This is a genomic window from Serratia aquatilis, assembly GCF_044865145.1.
GTDB lineage: Bacteria > Pseudomonadota > Gammaproteobacteria > Enterobacterales > Enterobacteriaceae > Chania > Chania aquatilis.
This window is the reverse complement of record NZ_CP173186.1, coordinates 473,507-494,009: the sequence shown is the minus strand read 5'-3', so window position 1 is coordinate 494,009 and position 20,503 is coordinate 473,507. Positions and strand designations below refer to the sequence as shown.

At 50.9% G+C, this 20,503-nt stretch carries 20 protein-coding genes; 7 read left to right on the top strand and 13 right to left on the bottom strand.

Annotated features, from left to right (window positions below; all coding sequences use genetic code 11):
* Window positions 1-723 precede the first annotated feature (723 nt).
* Entirely contained in the window at window positions 724-873 is a 150-nt protein-coding gene (locus SAQUA_RS02210; protein ID WP_404413197.1) for a transposase, read from the bottom strand.
* A 367-nt stretch (window positions 874-1,240) separates the two neighbouring features.
* On the opposite strand from SAQUA_RS02210, the gene lpxP reads away from it, so the two are divergent.
* Both lpxP and SAQUA_RS02200 read left to right on the top strand, forming a co-directional pair.
* Window positions 1,241-2,161 (top strand): kdo(2)-lipid IV(A) palmitoleoyltransferase, encoded by a 921-nt coding sequence (gene lpxP / locus SAQUA_RS02205; RefSeq protein WP_380677350.1) that lies wholly within the window; start codon window positions 1,241-1,243, stop codon window positions 2,159-2,161.
* A 198-nt stretch (window positions 2,162-2,359) separates the two neighbouring features.
* Window positions 2,360-3,052, top strand: a complete 693-nt coding sequence (locus SAQUA_RS02200) for a CTP synthase (RefSeq protein WP_380678218.1) — start codon at window positions 2,360-2,362, stop codon at window positions 3,050-3,052.
* 16 nt (window positions 3,053-3,068) lie between these two features.
* On the opposite strand, the gene SAQUA_RS02195 is transcribed toward SAQUA_RS02200, so the two are convergent.
* Window positions 3,069-3,758: an LrgB family protein gene (locus tag SAQUA_RS02195; RefSeq protein WP_380677348.1), complete on the bottom strand. Its 690-nt coding sequence runs from the start codon at window positions 3,756-3,758 to the stop codon at window positions 3,069-3,071.
* Window positions 3,751-4,173, bottom strand: a complete 423-nt coding sequence (locus SAQUA_RS02190; protein WP_380678216.1) for a CidA/LrgA family protein — start codon at window positions 4,171-4,173, stop codon at window positions 3,751-3,753. The genes SAQUA_RS02195 and SAQUA_RS02190 overlap by 8 nt, the downstream gene beginning before the upstream one ends.
* Before the next feature lie 403 nt (window positions 4,174-4,576).
* Between SAQUA_RS02190 and SAQUA_RS02185 the strand changes: the two genes are divergently transcribed.
* Window positions 4,577-5,455, top strand: a complete 879-nt coding sequence (locus SAQUA_RS02185; protein ID WP_380677346.1) for a LysR family transcriptional regulator — start codon at window positions 4,577-4,579, stop codon at window positions 5,453-5,455.
* A 10-nt stretch (window positions 5,456-5,465) separates the two neighbouring features.
* On the opposite strand, the gene SAQUA_RS02180 is transcribed toward SAQUA_RS02185, so the two are convergent.
* From SAQUA_RS02180 to SAQUA_RS02170, 3 genes are all read right to left on the bottom strand, one after another.
* Window positions 5,466-7,115, bottom strand: a complete 1,650-nt coding sequence (locus tag SAQUA_RS02180; RefSeq protein ID WP_380677344.1) for a Na+/H+ antiporter — start codon at window positions 7,113-7,115, stop codon at window positions 5,466-5,468.
* Window positions 7,116-7,299: 184 nt separating this feature from the next.
* Entirely contained in the window at window positions 7,300-8,661 is a 1,362-nt protein-coding gene (locus tag SAQUA_RS02175) for an NCS2 family permease (RefSeq protein WP_380677342.1), read from the bottom strand.
* 436 nt (window positions 8,662-9,097) lie between these two features.
* A complete protein-coding gene (locus SAQUA_RS02170) occupies window positions 9,098-9,766 on the bottom strand; it encodes a glutathione S-transferase family protein (protein WP_380677340.1) in 669 nt (222 codons plus the stop codon).
* Between the two features lie 206 nt (window positions 9,767-9,972).
* Between SAQUA_RS02170 and SAQUA_RS02165 the strand changes: the two genes are divergently transcribed.
* On the top strand, window positions 9,973-10,233 hold the full coding sequence (locus SAQUA_RS02165) for a YdgH/BhsA/McbA-like domain containing protein (protein WP_380677338.1): 261 nt from the start codon (window positions 9,973-9,975) through the stop codon (window positions 10,231-10,233).
* A gap of 115 nt (window positions 10,234-10,348) precedes the next feature.
* On the opposite strand, the gene SAQUA_RS02160 is transcribed toward SAQUA_RS02165, so the two are convergent.
* Window positions 10,349-11,425: a fimbrial protein gene (locus SAQUA_RS02160; protein WP_380677336.1), complete on the bottom strand. Its 1,077-nt coding sequence runs from the start codon at window positions 11,423-11,425 to the stop codon at window positions 10,349-10,351.
* Window positions 11,426-11,896: 471 nt separating this feature from the next.
* Between SAQUA_RS02160 and SAQUA_RS02155 the strand changes: the two genes are divergently transcribed.
* On the top strand, window positions 11,897-12,157 hold the full coding sequence (locus tag SAQUA_RS02155) for a YdgH/BhsA/McbA-like domain containing protein (protein ID WP_380677334.1): 261 nt from the start codon (window positions 11,897-11,899) through the stop codon (window positions 12,155-12,157).
* A 150-nt stretch (window positions 12,158-12,307) separates the two neighbouring features.
* Here SAQUA_RS02155 and SAQUA_RS02150 read toward each other — a convergent pair whose 3' ends face one another.
* From SAQUA_RS02150 to ssb1, 3 genes are all read right to left on the bottom strand, one after another.
* Window positions 12,308-12,790 carry a GNAT family N-acetyltransferase gene (locus tag SAQUA_RS02150; protein WP_380677332.1) on the bottom strand — a complete coding sequence of 161 codons (483 nt, stop codon included), beginning with the start codon at window positions 12,788-12,790 and terminating at the stop codon, window positions 12,308-12,310.
* Window positions 12,781-13,065, bottom strand: a complete 285-nt coding sequence (locus SAQUA_RS02145; protein ID WP_380677330.1) for a DUF1778 domain-containing protein — start codon at window positions 13,063-13,065, stop codon at window positions 12,781-12,783. Before SAQUA_RS02145 ends, SAQUA_RS02150 begins: the two co-directional genes overlap by 10 nt.
* 386 nt (window positions 13,066-13,451) lie before the next feature.
* Entirely contained in the window at window positions 13,452-13,991 is a 540-nt protein-coding gene (ssb1, locus tag SAQUA_RS02140) for a single-stranded DNA-binding protein SSB1 (RefSeq protein WP_380677328.1), read from the bottom strand.
* Window positions 13,992-14,262: 271 nt separating this feature from the next.
* Here ssb1 and uvrA point away from each other — a divergent pair, with 271 nt between their 5' ends.
* Window positions 14,263-17,094 (top strand): excinuclease ABC subunit UvrA, encoded by a 2,832-nt coding sequence (gene uvrA / locus SAQUA_RS02135; RefSeq protein ID WP_380677326.1) that lies wholly within the window; start codon window positions 14,263-14,265, stop codon window positions 17,092-17,094.
* 45 nt (window positions 17,095-17,139) lie between these two features.
* Here the strand turns inward: uvrA and SAQUA_RS02130 are convergent, their stop codons facing one another.
* The 3 genes from SAQUA_RS02130 to SAQUA_RS02120 all read right to left on the bottom strand — a co-directional run bounded on the left by SAQUA_RS02130 (window position 17,140) and on the right by SAQUA_RS02120 (window position 19,266).
* Window positions 17,140-17,493 (bottom strand): MmcQ/YjbR family DNA-binding protein, encoded by a 354-nt coding sequence (locus tag SAQUA_RS02130; protein ID WP_380677324.1) that lies wholly within the window; start codon window positions 17,491-17,493, stop codon window positions 17,140-17,142.
* A 38-nt stretch (window positions 17,494-17,531) separates the two neighbouring features.
* Window positions 17,532-18,725: an amino acid aminotransferase gene (locus SAQUA_RS02125; RefSeq protein WP_380677322.1), complete on the bottom strand. Its 1,194-nt coding sequence runs from the start codon at window positions 18,723-18,725 to the stop codon at window positions 17,532-17,534.
* 73 nt (window positions 18,726-18,798) lie between these two features.
* Window positions 18,799-19,266 carry an Lrp/AsnC family transcriptional regulator gene (locus tag SAQUA_RS02120; protein WP_380677320.1) on the bottom strand — a complete coding sequence of 156 codons (468 nt, stop codon included), beginning with the start codon at window positions 19,264-19,266 and terminating at the stop codon, window positions 18,799-18,801.
* A gap of 258 nt (window positions 19,267-19,524) precedes the next feature.
* Here SAQUA_RS02120 and SAQUA_RS02115 point away from each other — a divergent pair, with 258 nt between their 5' ends.
* Entirely contained in the window at window positions 19,525-20,292 is a 768-nt protein-coding gene (locus SAQUA_RS02115) for a transporter substrate-binding domain-containing protein (RefSeq protein WP_380677318.1), read from the top strand.
* Window positions 20,293-20,503 lie beyond the last annotated feature (211 nt).

Below are 20,503 nucleotides of genomic sequence, written 5' to 3'. Positions count from 1 at the left end.
GTCTCTTATACACAACACCATCGTCTATGTGAGTCCGGTGTCATGGGAATTGCCGTCAATAGAATGCAATTTCATGCAACAACACCGAACGGCAATTGCAGGGCCCAAGGCGGGGCCCTGCACCCGCGCCTACGCTTAACATGGCCTGCCCGCTGCGCGGGTCTCTTCGCTACGCCCCCGTTGCCGGACGGGTCGGCTCATCAATTCACGTCCCTGTTCATATCGCCTCAACCGGCCCTCCATGGCCGGTTGCCCCTGGCAACGGTGTCTTGCTCAGCAGACCATGATGCGCTCAAGGTCAACACCCGAATCTGTTATCACCGGGCAGCATCAACATGGGTGTTGATAACAGAACGCCAAGCAATACGAAAGGTTAGGTGAGCACAGGTGTTGAGGCCATTGAAGGCGCCGAACGCAGACGCGGCGCATAGGCGTAATGCGCGGTGGCGGAGTACAACTCTGCCTGGAGCAGAGTTGAACGCTGCTTGCAGCGGCCCCGAAGGGGCGAGGCTCAGGGATGAGCCGAGTATTCGGGAGTCGCGCAGCGACCGCCTGATTTGGCCAGGGCCGGGGTGCAGGGGGCTGGCTCTTGAGCCCCCTGCTCGGGCGCGTTCACTTGATAACAGAAAGAATCCGAGTTGTTTAGCGACCGAAATAAATACTCTGGCCCTTAATCCAAAATGTGAACAAAAGGCAGCCCAAAGGAGAGGGAACTGATTAGTCTTAACTGACAAGCATTACGCCGCGCGTGGGGTTTTTAAAAGGGATGCAGGAATAATCCGAGCCACGAAGCGGGAGTTTCATTAACGTAAAAATGGAATCAATTAATCCCTGAGCGGCACGTAGAGTGAGGCGAAAGACACATTTGAGCATCAATACGGTAGAAATAGCTAACGTAGAATAACGTTGTGGACGCCCTCGTAATCTTCCGAATAGATACTCAAAATACCTGCTATAAAAAGTTCAGTTCCTCTTTGCACATCAGCGTTTTCATATCGAACCAGGCTTTCTGCATCAGTATTGTGTGATATAATGCACTGTCTGATAGCCCCTTCACTGGCACGCAGCAGTCCTTCCGAAACCTGATGGTAATGCGAACCGCCCTTCGAATGTAAAGATTTAGTTAATGACTTAATCTGGCTAAACGATCATTATGACGGGGTGTCTGAGTATTGTATCGCTATCGAGTCCCCCTCTTTGTGCGCTACAGGTTTATACCCCACATTGCATAAGAGTTAATATGAAGCGCCCGCAAAGTTTTCACCGTGCTTTACTGCACCCACGCTACTGGTTGACCTGGTTCGGTCTCGCGGTTCTGTTCCTGCTGGTTCAACTCCCTTATCCCTTACTCTACCGGCTTGGGGGATGGATGGGGCGAACTTCGATGCGTTTCCTGAAACGCCGTGTCTCGATCGCTCGCCGTAATCTCGAATTATGCTTTCCAGAGATGGATACCGCACAGCGGGAGCGCCAAATTATCGGAAACTTCGAATCCCTCGGCATGGGCTTGCTCGAAACCGGTATGGCCTGGTTCTGGTCAGATAAACGTGTCAGACGCTGGTTTAATGTTTCTGGTATCAGCAATCTGAAACAGGCCCAACAGAATGGCCGGGGCGTTTTAGTGATTGGCGTGCATTTTATGTCGCTGGAACTGGGTGGCCGTGCAATGGGCTTGTGCCAGCCAATGATGGCAATGTATCGCCCACATAATAACAAAGCGATGGAGTGGGCCCAGACCAAAGGCCGCATGCGTTCTAACAAGGCCATGATTGATCGCAGAGACCTGCGGGGCATGGTGCAGGCGTTGAAGCGCGGAGAAGCTGTGTGGTTTGCTCCCGACCAGGACTACGGCCCACGTGGCAGCGTATTTGCACCGCTGTTTGCTGTCGATCAAGCCGCAACTACCAGCGGTACCTTTATGTTGGCGCGTATGGCAAAACCAGCGCTAGTACCTGTGGTATTGATTCGTCGCCCGAAAGCCCAGGGCTACGATCTGCTGATCCAACCGCCGTTGGAAGATTACCCTATCGATAATGAAGTTGCTGCCGCTGCCTACATGAATAAAGTGATAGAGAAAGAAATCATGCGCGCACCGGAACAATATCTGTGGTTACACCGGCGCTTTAAGACACGCCCGGAAGGCTCACCCTCACTCTACTAAGCCCGCGCTTATTTGAGCACGAAGCATTATCTGGTCAGCAAGATTAGGCCAATAAGCAACGTGCTCAAATGGCCTTAATCTTACAATTACCCTTCCGATCCTCTCTCCGGCATTTCGTGCTGTCCTCTGAAAAATTCACAGACCCATTTTCAGCTCTGCTGTAACATCCTTTTTTACCCGCACAGGAAAAAGGAAATGATGAAAACTCAGGTTCGTCTTGCTCTGGTAGGTGATTACAAACCAGAAGCCGTTGCCCACCAAGCTATCCCCATCGCTTTGCAACTCACTGCCTCACACCTTGATATCGACATTCAGCCCCAATGGCTCCCAACTGAAACCCTGACCGATACCTCCGTGTTGCGAGATTACGATGCGATCTGGGTGGTGCCCGGTAGCCCCTATCGTAATGATGAAGGGGTGTTTATGGCGATCCGCTATGCTCGCGAACAGAATGTCCCCTTCTTGGGCTCTTGCGGTGGATTTCAGTACGCCGTGGTCGAATATGCGCGCAATGTGATGGGCTGGTTCGACGCCGGACATGCGGAGACGGATAGCGGTGGCCGTCTGGTGATCGCCCCATTGAGTTGTTCACTGGTTGAGAAAAGCGGCACCGTTGTGTTCATGCCAGACACGCTGATTGCCAGTGCCTATGGCAAGTTGGAAACCCAGGAAGGTTACCACTGCAACTTCGGTGTTAATCCTGAGTTTGTTGCGGATCTGGCACAACATCCATTAATCATCAGCGGGTATGATACTGAGGGCGATGTGCGCTCGGTGGAGCTTCCGGGACACCGTTTTTATGCTGCCACATTGTTCCAATCGGAACGTGCAGCGTTGCGGGGTGAACTTTCGCCGCTAATTGTGACCCTTGTTCGGGCCGCAGCCCACTAAGCCTCTTCTGGGGGTGTTACGACATTAATCGGCTTATCAGTGGCGCACCGATCACCGTGACAACCCCTGCAAGCATCATCACCAAGCTGGAGACTACCCCCTCCTGCTGACCAATCTCATAAGCTCTGGCGGTTCCCGCTCCGTGGGATGAAGCGCCAAATCCGGCCCCTTTCGCCAAACCGCTGCGCACCGATAAACGCAGAAACAGAATATCGCCGACAGCCATGCCGAACACACCCGTTATCACCACGAACAGCGCTACCAAGTCCGGCTGCCCACCAACCTGCTTGGCCGCTTCCAAGGCAAATGGCGTGGTGATGGAGCGCACCGCCAGACTACGCTGGACTTCATCAGGTAGCGTCAACAAGCGCGCCAACCATACCGAACTACAAACCGCCACGACGACAGCCGTGAGTACCCCAACGCTGAGTGAAAGCCAATGGCGGCGGATAATCGGCAGGTTTTCGTATACCGGAACAGCAAAAGCGATAGTCGCCGGGCCAAGCAACCACAGCAGCCAATGCGTTTCACCGATATAACTCTGGTATGAAATATGCGTCACCACCAGCAGTGCAACCAACACCATGGGGGTCAGTACCAATGGCATCAACAGCAAAGAGCGGCGGCGGCGGTAAAGCTTTTTATTAGCAAAGTAGAGCGCTAGGGTAACTGCAAAGCAGAGCGCACTGAGGATAAAATTATGCATCTCGCTGTTTCCGCCGTTGTGACCAGATTTCAAAACGGTAAACGCGGTCGACCACCAGCCCGGTAACTCCCAGCGTCAACATGGTGCTGATAGCAATCACCAGAAAAATCTTCCAGCCTTCCACCATCAACAATTGGGCATAATTCACCACCGCGACCACCGCAGGCACAAAAAACAGCAGCATTTCGGCCAGTAACCAACGTGATCCAGCCTTAACCCAATTCAACGGGAGAATACGCAACAGGATCAGTGCCAGCAGCATCAGCATTCCGACGATATTGGCGGGTAAAGGCAGGTGGAACTGTCTGACCAGTTGATCGGCAGCCAGAAATAGCAAGGCATATAGCACAACCTGAATCGGCACCTGTAGGCGATTCAGTAAAGGTGGGGCAGCACGGCGCAACGCCAGAAACATGAAGTAAACCTCAGACATAAACCATAGCCTTTAGGCTGTGTCCCTTAATTGCACGTGAGCGCCGCTGGTGGTCATTTGCGCGCAGGGCAAGGAGTGAGCCGCGAGGTTTGGTGGACCAAATAAGCGGCGAACAACGCAGCAATGCGCGTAAATGGCCCCAGCCCGAAGGGTCGCGCCCCAAAAGCCCGTTCGAAGTAAAGTCAGGTTTGAACAGAGGGCCACTCTGCCCTTCACCCTCCGCCTTGATAACGGGTTTTTGGGTCTGCGACGGCACCACGGGCAATTAAGGGACACAGCCTAGTATACGCAGCCAGGAAACCCTGCCAGAAATGAATTAAAATCATTCATATCATGCCGTATGGGCATAGTTGCCCATACGTATCGCCAAAAGGAGTTCCCTAAAGTGGATGTCCGAACCCTACGCTATTTTGTTGAAGTCGTTCGCCAGCAAAGTTTCACCCGTGCAGCCGAAAAGCTGTTTGTTACCCAACCCACCATCAGCAAGATGTTACGCCATCTGGAAGATGAGCTGGAGTGTACACTGCTGATACGTGAAGGGCGCAAACTGCATCTCACCGACAGTGGGCAAGCCGTCTATCAACGCGGGTTGGCTATCCTTGATGAATTCCGCCAGCTAGAGGCCGAATTGGGAGATATTAGCTCGGTGAAAAAAGGGGTATTACGCTTAGGCATTCCCCCCATGGTTGGCAGGCAGATAGCCGGCATGATCAGACAATTTCGCCAGACCTATCCAGGTATCGAACTCAGAATTTCCGAATTGGGTGGCCTTTCGGTTGAGCAAGCGGTGTTGTCTGGCGAATTGGATTTGGCAATGACCATACTGCCTATCGGGCCTGAACAACCGTTAAGCTTTCTCCCTCTGTTTAGCCACCCGATGTGCGTTGTGGCCCCCAAATCGACAAATTGGCATAACCGCACCAGTATTAATATCAGTGAGCTCGCCGCCTGGCCAATCCTGATTTATAACGAGGATTTCACGCTGTATAAAATGCTGATGGCGGCGTTCCAGCAGGCGGGTTTCGAACCCAGGATTGCCGTGCGCAGCGGCCAGTGGGACTTCCTGGCAGCCATGGTTCAGGCTGGGGTTGGCATTGCTACCTTGCCTGAACCTGTGTGCCAATGGCTTGATAAAGAGAACCTTATCTGGCTACCGCTGAAACCACGTATGGCGTGGCAAGTCGGGCTTGTCTGGCGCCATGGCAGCTATCTCTCCCACAGCGCGCAAGCCTGGATTGCCTGTTGTCGCGACTATTGGCCGTAGGCTTGCTCCCTTAGCCTTCTCGCTCCACTAACAAGGCTTCCATCAAATCGAGATCGTTTAACAGCTTTTGCAGCGTTTCATTGCTGATTTTCTGCGTAGCACGCAGGTGATAAAGCTCACCACGCTCAGCCCGCAATGCCGTTAGACGGAAGCGCCGCTCCAGATTTTCCAGCATTAGCGCATTCTCGATATCATCTTTACTGGTGATACGCCGCCGCAGCGTGCCTACCACCCTTGAGCTGATCTCTTTAAGCACCTCTGGATCAAAGTTTTCCTCCGTATCTGCAAGCAGGCGTTCTTCCATTTTGTTGATGCTTTGGATACCCACTTCCGCAGCCAGGGCAATCGCCATCCGCTCTTCCTTCTTGCTGGCGCTCTTATCAACGACATACATCCCACGCAGCAGTTGTGGCAAGACCAATACGCCAACAATCAGCGACAGCAGGATCACCCCGGTGGCGATAAACACCAGTTGGTAACGCGCCGGGAAAGCCGTGCCATCACTGAGTAGCAACGGAATAGAGAGCACACCTGCCAAGGTGATCGCCCCACGGACTCCCGCAAAAGATGCCACCCACAGTTCACGCGTACTGTAATCACCAAACAGCAGCGGGCGCTTTTTCATAAAACGTTTGCTGGCGTTTTTCATCAACCACAGCCAGGTAAAACGCAACGCCAGCAATGCGGCGTAGATAATCGCTACGTCGGTGAATAGGTACCAGGTTTCGATGGTGGGATCCAATTCAGCCTGAAGGATAGAAGTTTCCAAAATACCCGGCAGTTGCAGCCCAAGCATGATGAATACCATCCCGTTGAACACAAACTCCAACATGGCCCAGACGCTGTTGGCGCGCAGACGCATGGTCAACGGCGCATTGCGGATCACGCCAGACTGGCTGATGGTCATCCCCGCAGCTACGGCAGCCAGGATGCCGGAAACGCCGATATGTTCGGCGATCAGATAAGAGGCGAATGGCAACAGCAACAGGAACACAATCTGCGTTGCCGGATCGTCGCCACTCCAACGGCTCATCATGCGCAGGCATTTGCTGTAGGTCCAGGTCACCGCAACGCCAGCCAAAAGACCACCAATGGCCACTTTCAAGAATTCCAGGGTGGCCCCACCGACGGTAAACACCATGGTGCCCATCGCGACCGCAATGGCAAATTTCAGCGAAACCAGACCGGAAGCATCGTTCATCAGTGCCTCACCTTCCAGCACGCCCATGATCGACTTCGGAATACGCCCCTTACCCACAATACCGCTCAGGGCAACGGCATCAGTTGGCGACAGTACCGCCGCCAGCGCAAATGCCGCAACCAGTGGGATCCCCGGAACCATCAGATAAATGAGGTAGCCCACGCCAACCACGGTGATCAATACCAGTACCAATGCCAGCCCAAGGATTTCACGCCCATGGTGCAAAAATTCACGCGTTGGCGTTTTCCAACCATCGGCAAACAGTAACGGCGGGATAAACAACACCAGGAACAGCTCAGGATCAAAATCGACATGCAGCCCAAAATGCGGCCAGGCCAGCAACGCCCCAATCACTATCTGTATTAACGGCAGAGGGATCTGAAATGGCAACATACGTGTTATGACCCCGGAAAGAGAAACCACCAGGATCAGAATGAGGATGGTAAAAAAGATTTCCATGCTTTCCTTAGACTCTACAGTTCAGAACACCGAAGCTCGCTGGCAAAGTAATGCCCAATAGTAGATCACTTTTTTCGTCGGATTAAAGCCTGTTTTATTTTAATAACCAGAGGTAGGAACAAGCGATGAAATTTTTGGGAAGGTACCGGGGCACAACACTGTGCCCCGGTATAAACGGAGTGATTTATATCGCCCAGCCGCCGGCATAGAACGCCACCAGCGCCACGGCAATCAGCACGGTACCGATATTAAGCTTGCGCCACTCACCTGAGAATACGCGGCCAATCACCAATGAACTGAAGCCCAACATAATGCCGGTCACGATATTGCACGTCAGCACGATAAACACTGCACACAGCAAACCGGCCATAGCATCAACGAAGTCGTTGAAGTCCAGTTTGGTCACGTTACTTAACATCAACAGACCAACATACATCAGGGCAGGTGCAGTGGCATACACCGGCACCAGATAAGACAGTGGTGACAAGAACAGGATCAGCAGGAATAAAATCCCCACTACCGTTGCCGTCAGGCCGGTTTTCCCACCAGCCGCCGTACCCGCAGCAGATTCGATATAGACTGCCGCTGGCGCTGCCCCTACCAAACCGGAGAAGATGCTACTCAGGGAGTCTGAAGTCAACGCTTTGCCACCGTTGATGATCTGCCCATCTTTATCCAGCAGATTTGCCTGCCCCGCCACCGCACGGATAGTACCCGTGGCGTCGAACACCGCCGTCATCACCAATGCCAGCACGCTTGGCAACACCACAGGCTGCAAAGCGCCCATAATATCCAGGCTGAAAATTAACGACTTACCGTCGGGCCCCGCCAGACTCGGCATGGCAAATAGCCCCTGATATTTAACCGCAGGATCAAAAATCAGGGCAATAACGGAAATAGCGATGATTACCAGCAGGATCCCGCCCGGTACACGCAATTTTTCCAGACCAAAGATCACTGCCAGCCCAAGCAGGGTCATTACCACCGGGAACGAGGTGAATGCCCCCAGCGCCACCGGCAAGCCATCCAATGGGTTTTTTACCACCAGGCCGACACCGTTGGCGGCAATCAGCAACAGAAACAGACCGATACCAATACCTGTACCATGCGCCACGCCCATTGGCAGGTTACGCAGGATCCACGAGCGAATGCCGGTCACCGAGATAATGGTGAACAGCACCCCCATCAAGAATACCGCACCCAGCGCCACGGGAATGCTGATGTGCTGGCCCAGTACCAGACTGAAAGCGGTAAACGCCGTCAGTGAAATAGCACAACCTATCGCCATTGGCAGGTTGGCCCACAGCCCCATCAGCAAGGAGCCCAAACCAGCCACCAGACAGGTGGCAACAAACACCGCCGTTGGAGGAAAACCGGCTTTGCCCAGCATGCTGGGGACCACAATCACCGAATACACCATTGCCAGGAAAGTAGTTAACCCAGCCACCACTTCCTGACGCACGTTAGTACCCCGTGCTGAAAGTTGAAAATACGCATCAAGCCCGCCTTTTGGTTTCACGGCGTTATTCGCTTGAGATTTCGACATGTTGCTGTCCCCTGTTTTCATTGCCAGCCTGTAAGAATAGGCTTGTTATTCCACTCACGCATGGTCATTACGAAACCGTTTCCGTCACGTTCACTTCCATACCCTTCAGTAACTTGGCCAAATGAAGCCATATAATAGGCAAACGTTTAACTCTCATTGCGTGAAGCGGAGAATTTATGGTGGTCTTACCCAAAAGATCTCAAACCAAACCGACAACGTTCTGACTTGAGATTTGAAAGGTATTTTTAAGGCAAACGATTATCTAGCCTTCTATGCCGTCTGATCAACTAAAGATCGCGACATTTTATGCAAAAACTAACCGGGAATGAGCTTTGACGATAATGTGAGACTGATCACGCTAACAATTGAGGCGGGGAACTATCCAGAATGCTTGGTTTGCGAGCATTACCTATTTATCGATGCTCGCATTTTAGGCTTACTCGGGCAGGTTAAACGGCCCCCCCAGTTCCAGACCTCTCTGATAGGCGGGGCGAGCATGAATGCGCCGCAGAAAATCCTGCAACGCCGGATATCCATCCAGCCCACCTCGTCCAGCTAACGCCTCTAGCGGGAAGCTCATTTGAACATCCGCTGCGCTGAATTGATTGCCAACAAACCAGGCGCTTTTATTCAGGTGTTGATCAAGATAGTTACGGTGGGTGGCAATCTGTTTATCCAGATACTCCTTTTGGACACCTTTGCCGATGGCTCCAGCCAACGGACGGATCACCCACGGGACAGGTGGCTGCCCTAAGCGGTTAAACACCAGTTTCATTACCAGCAACGGCATTAACGAACCTTCGGCATAATGCAGCCAATAGCGATATTCCTGGCGAGCATGAAACTCGGCCGGCTTGAATAGTCCCTGAGCATCGTAGGCTTCCTGTAAATACTCAATAATGGCACCTGATTCCGCCAGCGTCAGATCGCCATCAACGATAACGGGCGATTTCCCTAGAGGATGGATTCTTTGCAGTTCCTTTGGCGCAAGCATGGTAACTGCATCGCGCTGATAACGCTGGATCTGATAAGGAACCCCCAACTCCTCCAAAAACCATAAGATGCGCTGTGAACGTGAGTTGTTAAGGTGATGAACGGTAATCATAGGTCTTCTCCGGTTACAAACTTTGCATTAAAGGTAGTTGCCCCCTTCACCCCTCGCCAATCTGGTTTTACCCTTGCCATAATAGTCAATTTATTTGAATTAAATACTCAAAACACTTCGATTTTCTATTAGGGATACTTAGCCTAGTATTTGTCACATCGAGAGGATACGGACTCTCACCTAATATAAATTTTAAGGATCATACCATGAAAACCATCAAATTTTTTGCTGCTGCTATTCTTCTGACCACTGCTTCTTTCGCCAGCATCGCCGCCGATCAGTTGAGCAATCAACCCGCTGCTGGTGCACAAAAAATCGGTGTAGTGTCTGTAAGCGGCGCAAGTAACCTGAGTGCTCTAGAAGCGGCATTGGCAAGCAAAGCAGAAGCCGTGGGCGCTAGCTCTTACCGCATTATTGCTGCCGGTGGCAAAAACAAAATGTACGGTAGCGCTGAAATCTTTAACTGATCGTTAGCATATTAACTGACAAATAGTTAAGCCCCGCCAGATAATGTCCACAGCATTACCTGGCGGGGCTTTCTTGTATCGGCAATCCCTCTGACTAGCGATGTGCCTAACTCCATTATTCAAAAGACACCATCAAAACTGCAGAAGCGGTAAAATCCCCAGTCTTGATTGCTTTTCCGCTAGGCTTTTTAACCGGAGTAAAGGATACTAATTCAGTTCCATAGCCATTGATCAGATGCCCAGTAAAATTCCCCATAGGTTTGACTATTCTGCTACCGTTAGCATATTTCATCACTATACCAATATCAGGATTACTGGTAGAAATATAATCAGTAGAGAAACTGCTATTTTCCGCAATCAATTTTATTTTTATCGGTATGTTGACTTTAGCATTGCATTTATAAAAAAGCGGTAAGGCCTGAGCATAGCGGCCACCATCCGTAGTTATATTTGCGCTGTTAAGGTTGCCAAATTTCACATCATAGGCATTCTGATTATTGATACTAATACTGCAACTGATAGGGTAAGGAGCACCACTCGGGCGCAACGCGATCGTTGCCACCGGGATCGGGTTTCTTGGAACATAAGGCACAGATTCTGGTTGCAGTTTCCCATAAACTTTTGCAACTAACCTTCCATACGGCATTAAGACTTCGTCTGCACTGATGTCCCTGCGTAGCCTTAACCTGATATTACCTTGCAATCTTATTATCGTTTTATTGATACCTAGAGGCAGAGCCATTCTGCTGTAATAACCATCGTTGCTCCAATCAAAAGGTATAGTTCGAGGACTCTCCACATAAGAATGCAAACCTCTAATTGATATAGAAATATCAAGATTTTCATCCAATTTCCGAAAATTATCTGATTTATCAGAAGCTGGAAGAACGGTATCAGCGGATATGAATAAAGGATAAGTAGGGGCACGTTCAGGAAGATTGTAAAAAGTGTACCAGGTCCCTGCTGATATAAATGATATATTTATAGTAGTTCCTGCGCGGTTGCTGAGGAACTCTCTTCTGTCGAACTCCATGATCAAATCATTCGTCCCAGCTTCAGCCCATAGCGTGTATGGAGCATTCGCATACGCAGTTCGCCCCCAAGGAAAAAATATTAGTATCAGGAATAATACCGAAAAAAATTCAGTGACCGTCCCATTGTGGGGCAGGCTAGGTACCTTATCTATCAACACTTCCTCACTCCATTGATTTATCGATGAAATCCTAATAAAAGACTATCACGACCTTAACTTGGCATCAATAAATCGGTCTTTAAGATCTTATTATTAAATTTATGTGGGCATTTTTATTTATTTCAATAAGTCGTGAATATACCTATTCAGCAAGTAAATTATACTAAAGCAAAATAGTTCAACGCCATAATCACCACATTTCAAACTATCTGTTTAATGGCTGTGCTTGCTCACCCCAGTTACGTAGTGAGCTATACTGCCGGGAATTCATAACGTTACCTTGCGTGAAAATCTAATTATTTAGAGTATAACTTCCCCTATGCCGATTTGGTTCTATCCTTTTTTCAACATCAATTTATTTGAATAAAATACTCAAAACCCTTCGATTTTCCATTAGGGATACTTAGCTTAGTATTTGTCACATCGAGAGAATACAACCTCTCACCTAATATAAACTTTAAGGATTATACCATGAAAACCATCAAATTTTTTGCTGCCGCTATTCTTCTGACCTCTGCTTCTTTCGCCAGCATCGCCGCCGATCAGTTGAGCAATCAACCCGCTGCTGGTGCACAAAAAATCGGTGTAGTGTCTGTAAGCGGTGTAAACAACCTGAGTGCGCTGGAAGCTGAACTGGCAAGCAAAGCAGAAGCCGCTGGCGCTAGCTCTTACCGCATTATTGCTGCCGGTGGCAAAAACAAAATGTACGGCACCGCTGAAATCTTCAACTGATCGCCAACACATTAACTGACAAAATATAGTTAAGCCCCGCCAGATAATGTCAACAGCATTACCTGGCGGGGCTTTATTGTATTGATAATAATTTGGGTTACAGATGTATTTGACTTTGCTACCCAATGCCGCCCCACAATTGAAGAAACATCAAATCTTGTAGAAGAGTGTATTCAGAGCGATAGGAGACTGTACAAAACCGAAGTACTCATAGAATTCTCTCGCTCGATCATCAATCGCATGCACCATGATGGCTTTAATACCCACTTGGTCTGCTAGATTAGAAACGCGCCTCACGGCATCATTAAGAAGCCATTTGCCAAAGCGATTGCCCTGAGTAGATTCATCGACCGCCAGACGCCCCAAAAGGACGATGGGAATGGGGTCGGGCATGTTCTGGCGAAGAGTACGACCTACATCGATGTGACAGACTGAACCGGTTGCAAGGGAATAGTAACCTACTACTCGCTTCGTGCCCTTCAGACAGATAACGAAGGTGCGGGAGGCATTCTGAAGTTGGTTTTTAATGGCTCGGCGGGGCAGCCAATCACTCAACACCTCATTTCCGCAGTCGAACGGCTGAAGAACGTGCTCTTCTGCCAGCAGTTCCGGCGCGGTAATGATTACTTCCATTCAGGCTTCACATCCATCAAGCGTTTGCGCCCTTCTACGTTTTGTACTGGGGCTTCAAGCTGTTCAATGAATGCCTGATAACGAGCGTCATCAAGGACGAATACACGCTGATCTAGAATGATGTTCTGTGCCTCGTGAACAGCCTTTTCAATAATAAAGTCAGTGCGGTTCTTGTTGATCAGACTTGCGGCATAATCGATTACTGCACGCTCTTCTTCAGTCGCACGGACATTAATTTGCTTGTCACGAGTGGGTTTACGAACGAAATTCTGCATAGAATCCTCTTCATGGTAACAAAATGCTATACATTAATAGTAGCTAACAAGGTAACGGATTGCTATACATGGATCGCTGTAAATGATAATGACGTTTAGTTCTACCTGCTTGGTGAGGGCGACTTTACGCTAACCATACAGCTACGGCTTTTAACAGATACCTATCAGGCTTAACCCTATGGCTATGGGACTTGCAACGGCTGGCGCAAAGTAGATTCGTTCCCCGCAACCAGCCTTTTCCAGACGTGCTGCACCCCCTTGCTCTTTCGAGGTTCGAACCCATTACTGGATAAGGACAAATCAGGTTTGCAATAGGCGATCCAACAGCCTACGGTTATCTCGATGAATTGAGATAACCATTTGATTTATAGATTTAAAAATAGAAATTAGAAGGGAATGTCGTCGTCGAAATCCATTGGGGGCTCGTTGCTGGCCGCTGGCGCACTGCTTTGAGCTGGACGAGCCTGCTGCTGGCCGCCGCTGAACTGACTGCCACCCTGCGGCTGCTGAGGTTGCCCCCAACCACTCTGTTGGCCGCCCGCCGGTTGGCCACCACCAGCCGGAGCGCCACCACCTTGACGGCCACCCAGCATCTGCATGGTGCCGCCCACGTTTACCACGACTTCGGTAGTGTACTTTTCGACACCCGCCTGATCGGTCCATTTACGTGTCTGCAGCGCACCTTCGATATAAACCTGAGAGCCTTTACGCAGATACTCACCCGCTACTTCTGCCAGTTTGCCGAACAGCACAACGCGGTGCCATTCCGTTTTTTCTTTCTGCTCGCCAGTAGCTTTATCACGCCAGCTTTCTGAAGTCGCCAGAGTAATGTTGGCAACCGCGCCACCATTAGGCATGTAACGGACTTCAGGGTCCTGGCCCAGATTCCCGACCAGAATTACTTTATTTACGCCTCTGCTGGCCATGTTCAATCTCCTGATGAGTCATTAAGTGTGCTAAGTCTAAACCACAAATTGTAGCATGCCATATGCTTAGATTATACCTGCGAAGTTCCTTCCAGAAATGTCTCTGCAATTGACTTAGTTGCATTCCTATACTGGATATTCATTCAGGTTTTTTTGTGTCATAATTATGCGTTTCGTACTGGCCGTGCCGTTTTTTTGCAGGTTAGATCACAGAATCATTGGTTAATAGAACGCTGACAGGCGCGGTGTATCATCAAGACGGGAAGTGTAAATGGACAACATCGAAGTTCGTGGTGCTAGAACCCATAATCTCAAAAACATCAACCTGATTATTCCACGTGACAAGCTGATTGTTGTCACCGGTCTGTCGGGTTCAGGCAAGTCCTCACTGGCTTTTGATACACTGTATGCCGAAGGGCAACGGCGCTACGTCGAATCGCTCTCTGCCTATGCACGCCAGTTTCTTTCGCTGATGGAAAAACCCGACGTCGACCATATTGAAGGTCTGTCACCCGCGATATCCATCGAGCAGAAATCAACTTCACACAACCCACGCTCCACGGTGGGGACCATCACTGAAATTCACGATTATCTGCGTCTGCTGTTTGCCCGTGTCGGCGAACCCCGCTGCCCGGAGCACCAAGTTCCCCTCGCAGCACAGACGGTCAGCCAGATGGTGGATAACGTCCTCAATCAGCCGGAAGGCAAACGCCTGATGTTATTGGCACCGGTGGTGAAAGATCGTAAGGGCGAGCACACCAAAACATTGGAAAACCTGGCAACCCAGGGCTATATCCGTGCGCGCATCGATGGTGAAGTGTGCGATCTCTCCGATCCGCCAAAGCTGGAGCTGCAAAAGAAACACACCATTGAAGTGGTCGTTGATCGTTTCAAAGTTCGCGACGATCTGGCTCAACGCCTGGCCGAGTCTTTTGAAACCGCGTTGGAACTTTCCGGTGGGACCGCCGTGGTGGCAGATATGGACGACGAAAAAGCGCAAGAACTGCTGTTCTCTGCCAATTTTGCCTGTCCAATCTGTGGTTACAGCATGCGCGAACTGGAACCACGCCTGTTCTCGTTCAACAACCCGGCGGGAGCCTGCCCAACCTGTGATGGGCTGGGTGTACAGCAATTTTTCGATCCTGAACGTGTGGTACAAAATCCCGACCTTTCTCTGGCCGGTGGTGCTATCCGCGGCTGGGATCGCCGCAACTTCTATTACTTCCAGATGCTGCGCTCACTGGCCGAGCACTATGATTTTGATGTTGAAGCGCCGTTCAATAGCCTGAATACCAGCGTACAAAAAGCGGTACTCAGCGGCTCAGGCAAAGAATCGATCGAATTCAAATACATCAACGATCGCGGTGATACCACCGTGCGCCGCCATCCGTTTGAAGGTGTGCTGCACAACATGGAGCGCCGTTACAAAGAGACTGAGTCCAGCGCAGTGCGCGAAGAGCTGGCCAAATTTATCAGTAATCGCCCTTGTACTTCGTGCCATGGTACCCGCCTGCGCGAAGAGGCGCGTAACGTGTTCGTGGAAGATACCACCTTGCCCGAGATTTCAGATCTCAGCATCGGCCACGCGATGGCATTCTTCCAGAATATGAAGCTGAGTGGCCAGCGTGCTCAGATCGCCGAAAAGGTGTTGAAAGAGATCGGCGATCGCCTGAAATTCCTGGTCAATGTCGGTTTGAACTACCTTTCGCTGTCGCGTTCTGCGGAGACACTTTCCGGCGGGGAGGCTCAGCGTATCCGTCTGGCCAGCCAGATCGGCGCAGGTCTGGTGGGCGTGATGTACGTTCTGGATGAGCCTTCCATCGGTTTGCACCAGCGCGATAACGAGCGCCTGTTGGAAACTCTGATCCATCTGCGCAATCTGGGTAATACCGTGATTGTGGTTGAACACGATGAAGACGCAATCCGCGCCGCTGACCATGTGATCGATATTGGCCCCGGTGCCGGCGTGCACGGTGGGCAAGTGGTTGCGGAAGGCACCGTTGAAGACATCATGGCCCAGCCGGAATCATTGACCGGCCAGTTCCTTAGCGGTAAGCGCGAAATCGCTATTCCGGCACAGCGCGTGCCAGCAGACCCGACTAAAGTGCTGAAACTAAGCGGTGCACGTGGCAATAACCTCAAAGATGTCACACTGACACTGCCTGTGGGGCTGTTTACCTGTATTACCGGTGTTTCCGGCTCTGGTAAGTCAACGCTGATCAACGATACGCTTTTCCCAATTGCCCAGCGTCAGCTCAACGGAGCCACCATTGCCGAACCGTCCCCTTACCGGGAAGTAACCGGGCTGGAGCATTTCGACAAGGTGATCGACATCGATCAGAGCCCGATTGGCCGCACGCCACGTTCTAACCCAGCGACCTACACTGGGATCTTCACGCCGGTACGTGAACTGTTTGCCGGCGTACCGGAATCCCGCACCCGTGGATATACACCTGGCCGCTTCAGCTTTAACGTGAAGGGTGGGCGCTGTGAAGCCTGCCAAGGCGACGGTGTGATCAAGGTAGAGATGCACTTCCTGCCAGATATCTACGTGCCATGCGATCAGTGCAAGGGCAAGCGCTATAACCGTGAAACGTTGGAAGTGAAGTATAAGGGTAAGAATATCCACGAAGTGCTGGATATGACCATTGAAGAGGCTCGTGATTTCTTCGACGCGGTACCGGCACTGGCACGCAAGCTGCAAACTCTGATGGAGGTAGGGCTTTCTTACATCCGTCTGGGCCAGTCGGCAACCACTCTTTCAGGTGGTGAGGCACAGCGCGTGAAACTGGCACGTGAGCTGTCGAAACGTGGCACCGGCCAGACACTGTATATCCTTGATGAACCAACCACGGGCCTGCATTTCGCCGATATCCAGCAGCTACTGGCGGTTCTGCATCAGTTACGCGATCAGGGCAATACTATCGTGGTGATTGAACACAATCTGGACGTGATTAAGACAGCAGATTGGATTGTCGATCTGGGGCCTGAGGGCGGGAGCGGCGGGGGCGAGATCCTGGTGTCTGGCACACCGGAAACCGTAGCGAACTGCAAAGAGTCACACACGGCGCGTTTCCTGAAGCCGATTTTGACTAAAAAATAGCCTCAACCTCCTCTCCTGCTCGGCGGCAGGAGAGGAGCTTTGCTCTCAGATACCCAATTCTTGGCGTTTCTTCTTCGATAACCCGGCCGTAACCAACTGATACGAAATGTCGATCAACTGATAAAACTGTGAATCTGGTAGTGCACCATCCAGGAAGACACTGTTCCAATGCGCTTTATTGAGATAGTAACCTGGGATAATTTCCGCATGTTGCCCACGCAGTTGCTCCGCGAGTTCTACCCCACATTTCAGCGAGATCGCTGGTCGACCATAGGCTTCACCGATCAATGCAAACATTTTCTCGGCAACCCTGACACGATCTGCCTGCCAATCGTTTTGATAGTCATGCTCACTGCCCGGTTTGGTCAGGCAATAATCAATCAGTTGCTGTTTGTTCACCGTCACTCCTCCGAGTCAATAGATGGCACAGCGCTCAATCACTGCACGGCGGCAAATGCCTCAGCCACCTGACGCACGTTGTTATGGTTGAGACCAGCCACACACATACGCCCACTGTGGATCAGATAAACGCCGAACTCCTCGCGCAGGCGATCAACCTGCGCCGCACTGAAACCGGTGTAACTGAACATCCCACGCTGCTCCAGCAGGTAATCAAAATTACGCTGCGGCAAAGCGCTCTTCAAAGTCTCAACCAGCACCTTACGCATTTCCAGGATACGGGTGCGCATAGATTCGACTTCAGCCAGCCACTCAGCCTTGAGTTGCGCGTCATTCAATACTTTTGCCACCACCTGCGCACCAAAGTTCGGTGGGCTGGAGTAGTTACGGCGCACGGTGGCTTTCAGTTGCCCAAGCACACGCTCGGCAGCCTCATTGCTTTCACACACCACGGAAAGCCCGCCAACGCGCTCACCGTAAAGCGAGAAGATTTTCGAGAATGAATTGCTCACCAGGCTTGGCAGGCCAGCCGCCGCAATAGCGCGAATAGCGTAGACATCCTGCTCGATCCCTCCGCCAAAACCCTGATAGGCAATGTCGAGGAACGGGATCAATTCACGCTCAGCGATCGCTTTAACCACTTCATCCCACTGAGTAGCGGTGAGATCTGAACCGGTCGGGTTATGGCAACACGGGTGCAATAACACAATGCTTTTGGCTGGTAGCGTTTTCAGCGTGCTCAGCATCGCGTCAAAATTCACCCCCAGGTTTTCACCATCAAAATAGGGGTAAGTGTTCACCTTAAAACCGGCACCAGCAAAGATCGCCACGTGGTTTTCCCAGGTAGGATCGCTGACCCATACCTGGGAATCCGGGAAGTAGCTTTTGAGAAAATCGGCACCGACTTTCAGCGCACCAGAACCACCAACGGTTTGGATGGTGGCAATGCGCCCCTGTTGCATCATAGTATGCTCGGCACCGAACAACAGTTGCTGGATCGCACTGCGGTATGGCTGCAGTCCTTCCATCGGCAAATAGACCGAGGCCCCGTGCTCGACGCTGTTAAGCTGGGCCTCTGCCGCCGCAACGGCCTTCATCTGCGGAATAATGCCCTGCTCGTTATAATAGAGGCCGATACTCAGGTTAACTTTGTGAGTACGCGGATCTTTTTTGAATTTTTCCATTAGCGACAGGATCGGGTCACCTGCATAGGCATCAACATTCTGAAACACGGGTTGGTTCTCCTGATTTGGGTTGTTCTGGACACAGCCTACTATATCTGCAAACCGCGGTTTGGCTTCAGCTTTATCGCGTTACTGGCAGCAAACCATTTTCTTTAATCCGGTCCAGCACCACCGCTGTTTTGATATGCGCAACGCTCTTATGCCGCGAAAGCGTCTGGCTGATAAATTCGCTCAATGCTGGCAGGTCTGCTAGCGCAACTTTCAACAAATAATCGGCATCCCCGGTCGTCTTGTAAGCATCGACAATCGCGTCTACGTCTTCCAGCATTTGATGAAAGCTGTCAATCTGCTCCTGAGCATGGGAGACCAGGCTCACCTCGATCAGGCCCACCAGCCCCAAACCTACGGCTTCCGGTGCCAGACGCGCATGATACCCCTTAATCAGTTGAGCCTGTTCCAGGCTGATACGCCGACGTGAACACTGGGAAGCCGAAAGCCCAACCAGTTCACTCAGTTCCTGATTGGTCAAACGCCCGTTGGCCTGTAGCAGCGTCAGGATTTTCATATCAAAATCGTCAATGTTGTACATAGCCACCTGTAAAATGTGTTAATAAATGTTGACGGTACAGCCTATCAGTTTTTTTATCCTTGAAACCATCACCCTTATCGGGTTGTGAGAGGCGCAGGAATAAAGCCAGTTTCTCTGCTCATCAATGGCATAAAAAACGGGAAAACCACGCAAACTAACAACAATTAGCGGCTAAATAGCGCATAAAACCACTAAAATATTTGCCGGATGATACTCAGGCTATGGCTTGAGGGACAGAAGGCATAAAAGGGACAAGAAATGAAGAAACTATTACCTCTCGCTTTGCTGCTTGCTGCCGGAAGCGCCAGTGCGCAATCCAATCTGGACAAGGTGTTACAGCAAAAAGTGCTGACAGTCTGCACCACCGGTGATTACAAGCCTTACACCTTCCTGAATGACGATGGCAGCTATGAGGGGATTGATATCGCCATGGCCGAATCGCTGGCCAAAAGCCTTGGGGCTAAAGTGAAATGGGTTAAAACCACCTGGAAAACCCTGATGCCAGACTTTGTAGCAGGGAAATGCGATATCGCTATGGGGGGGATTTCTGTCACGCTGGAACGTCAGAAACAGGTATTCTTCGCTGAACGTCTTGATACTGATGGAAAAATACCGCTGGTACGGTGCACCGACGTGAAAAAGTACCGCACTATTGAGCAGATTAATAAACCTTCGGTTCGTCTGATAGAACCTGCTGGCGGGACCAACGAAGCCTTTGTTCGCGCCTATCTGCCAAAGGCTAACCTGACCCTGTCTCACGACAATATGGGGATTTTCCAGCAATTGGTCGATCGCAAAGCGGACGTGATGATTACCGATGCCTCTGAAGCCCTGTATCAGCAGAAACGCTACCCTAAATTGTGTGCGGTAAGCCCGGATAAACCGATGCAATATGGCGAGAAGGCGTACATGCTGCCACGCGACGATATGAGTTGGAAACTGTATGTCGATCAGTGGCTGCACTTGAGCAAAGCCAGTGGGGAGTACCAGAAGATTATCGAGCAGTGGTTGGCGGTAAAGAAGTAATCTATACCAAAAAAATTCGAGTTGCTTGTAGGCGGCAACTGAGTGAGGCCCTAGGAGCATAGATAAACTATGTGACTAGGGTGAACGACAAATCTGCTTGGCAGATTTGAACGCTGCTTGCAGCGGCCCCGAAGGGGCGAGGCCCGACATGGGCCGAGTAACGCAGCCAACACCCAAGCAACTTGAAGTATGAAGGGTATAGGTGGTATCC

What these genes read in the sequence shown, in the direction of transcription:
- SAQUA_RS02210 (WP_404413197.1), bottom strand. Translation starts at nt 873, where the DNA reads ATGCTCAAATGTGTCTTTCGCCTCACTCTACGTGCCGCTCAGGGATTA.
- lpxP (WP_380677350.1), top strand. Translation starts at nt 1,241, where the DNA reads ATGAAGCGCCCGCAAAGTTTTCACCGTGCTTTACTGCACCCACGCTAC.
- SAQUA_RS02200 (WP_380678218.1), top strand. Translation starts at nt 2,360, where the DNA reads ATGAAAACTCAGGTTCGTCTTGCTCTGGTAGGTGATTACAAACCAGAA.
- SAQUA_RS02195 (WP_380677348.1), bottom strand. Translation starts at nt 3,758, where the DNA reads ATGCATAATTTTATCCTCAGTGCGCTCTGCTTTGCAGTTACCCTAGCG.
- SAQUA_RS02190 (WP_380678216.1), bottom strand. Translation starts at nt 4,173, where the DNA reads ATGTTTCTGGCGTTGCGCCGTGCTGCCCCACCTTTACTGAATCGCCTA.
- SAQUA_RS02180 (WP_380677344.1), bottom strand. Translation starts at nt 7,115, where the DNA reads ATGGAAATCTTTTTTACCATCCTCATTCTGATCCTGGTGGTTTCTCTT.
- SAQUA_RS02175 (WP_380677342.1), bottom strand. Translation starts at nt 8,661, where the DNA reads ATGTCGAAATCTCAAGCGAATAACGCCGTGAAACCAAAAGGCGGGCTT.
- SAQUA_RS02170 (WP_380677340.1), bottom strand. Translation starts at nt 9,766, where the DNA reads ATGATTACCGTTCATCACCTTAACAACTCACGTTCACAGCGCATCTTA.
- SAQUA_RS02165 (WP_380677338.1), top strand. Translation starts at nt 9,973, where the DNA reads ATGAAAACCATCAAATTTTTTGCTGCTGCTATTCTTCTGACCACTGCT.
- SAQUA_RS02155 (WP_380677334.1), top strand. Translation starts at nt 11,897, where the DNA reads ATGAAAACCATCAAATTTTTTGCTGCCGCTATTCTTCTGACCTCTGCT.
- SAQUA_RS02150 (WP_380677332.1), bottom strand. Translation starts at nt 12,790, where the DNA reads ATGGAAGTAATCATTACCGCGCCGGAACTGCTGGCAGAAGAGCACGTT.
- SAQUA_RS02145 (WP_380677330.1), bottom strand. Translation starts at nt 13,065, where the DNA reads ATGCAGAATTTCGTTCGTAAACCCACTCGTGACAAGCAAATTAATGTC.
- ssb1 (WP_380677328.1), bottom strand. Translation starts at nt 13,991, where the DNA reads ATGGCCAGCAGAGGCGTAAATAAAGTAATTCTGGTCGGGAATCTGGGC.
- uvrA (WP_380677326.1), top strand. Translation starts at nt 14,263, where the DNA reads ATGGACAACATCGAAGTTCGTGGTGCTAGAACCCATAATCTCAAAAAC.
- SAQUA_RS02120 (WP_380677320.1), bottom strand. Translation starts at nt 19,266, where the DNA reads ATGTACAACATTGACGATTTTGATATGAAAATCCTGACGCTGCTACAG.
- SAQUA_RS02115 (WP_380677318.1), top strand. Translation starts at nt 19,525, where the DNA reads ATGAAGAAACTATTACCTCTCGCTTTGCTGCTTGCTGCCGGAAGCGCC.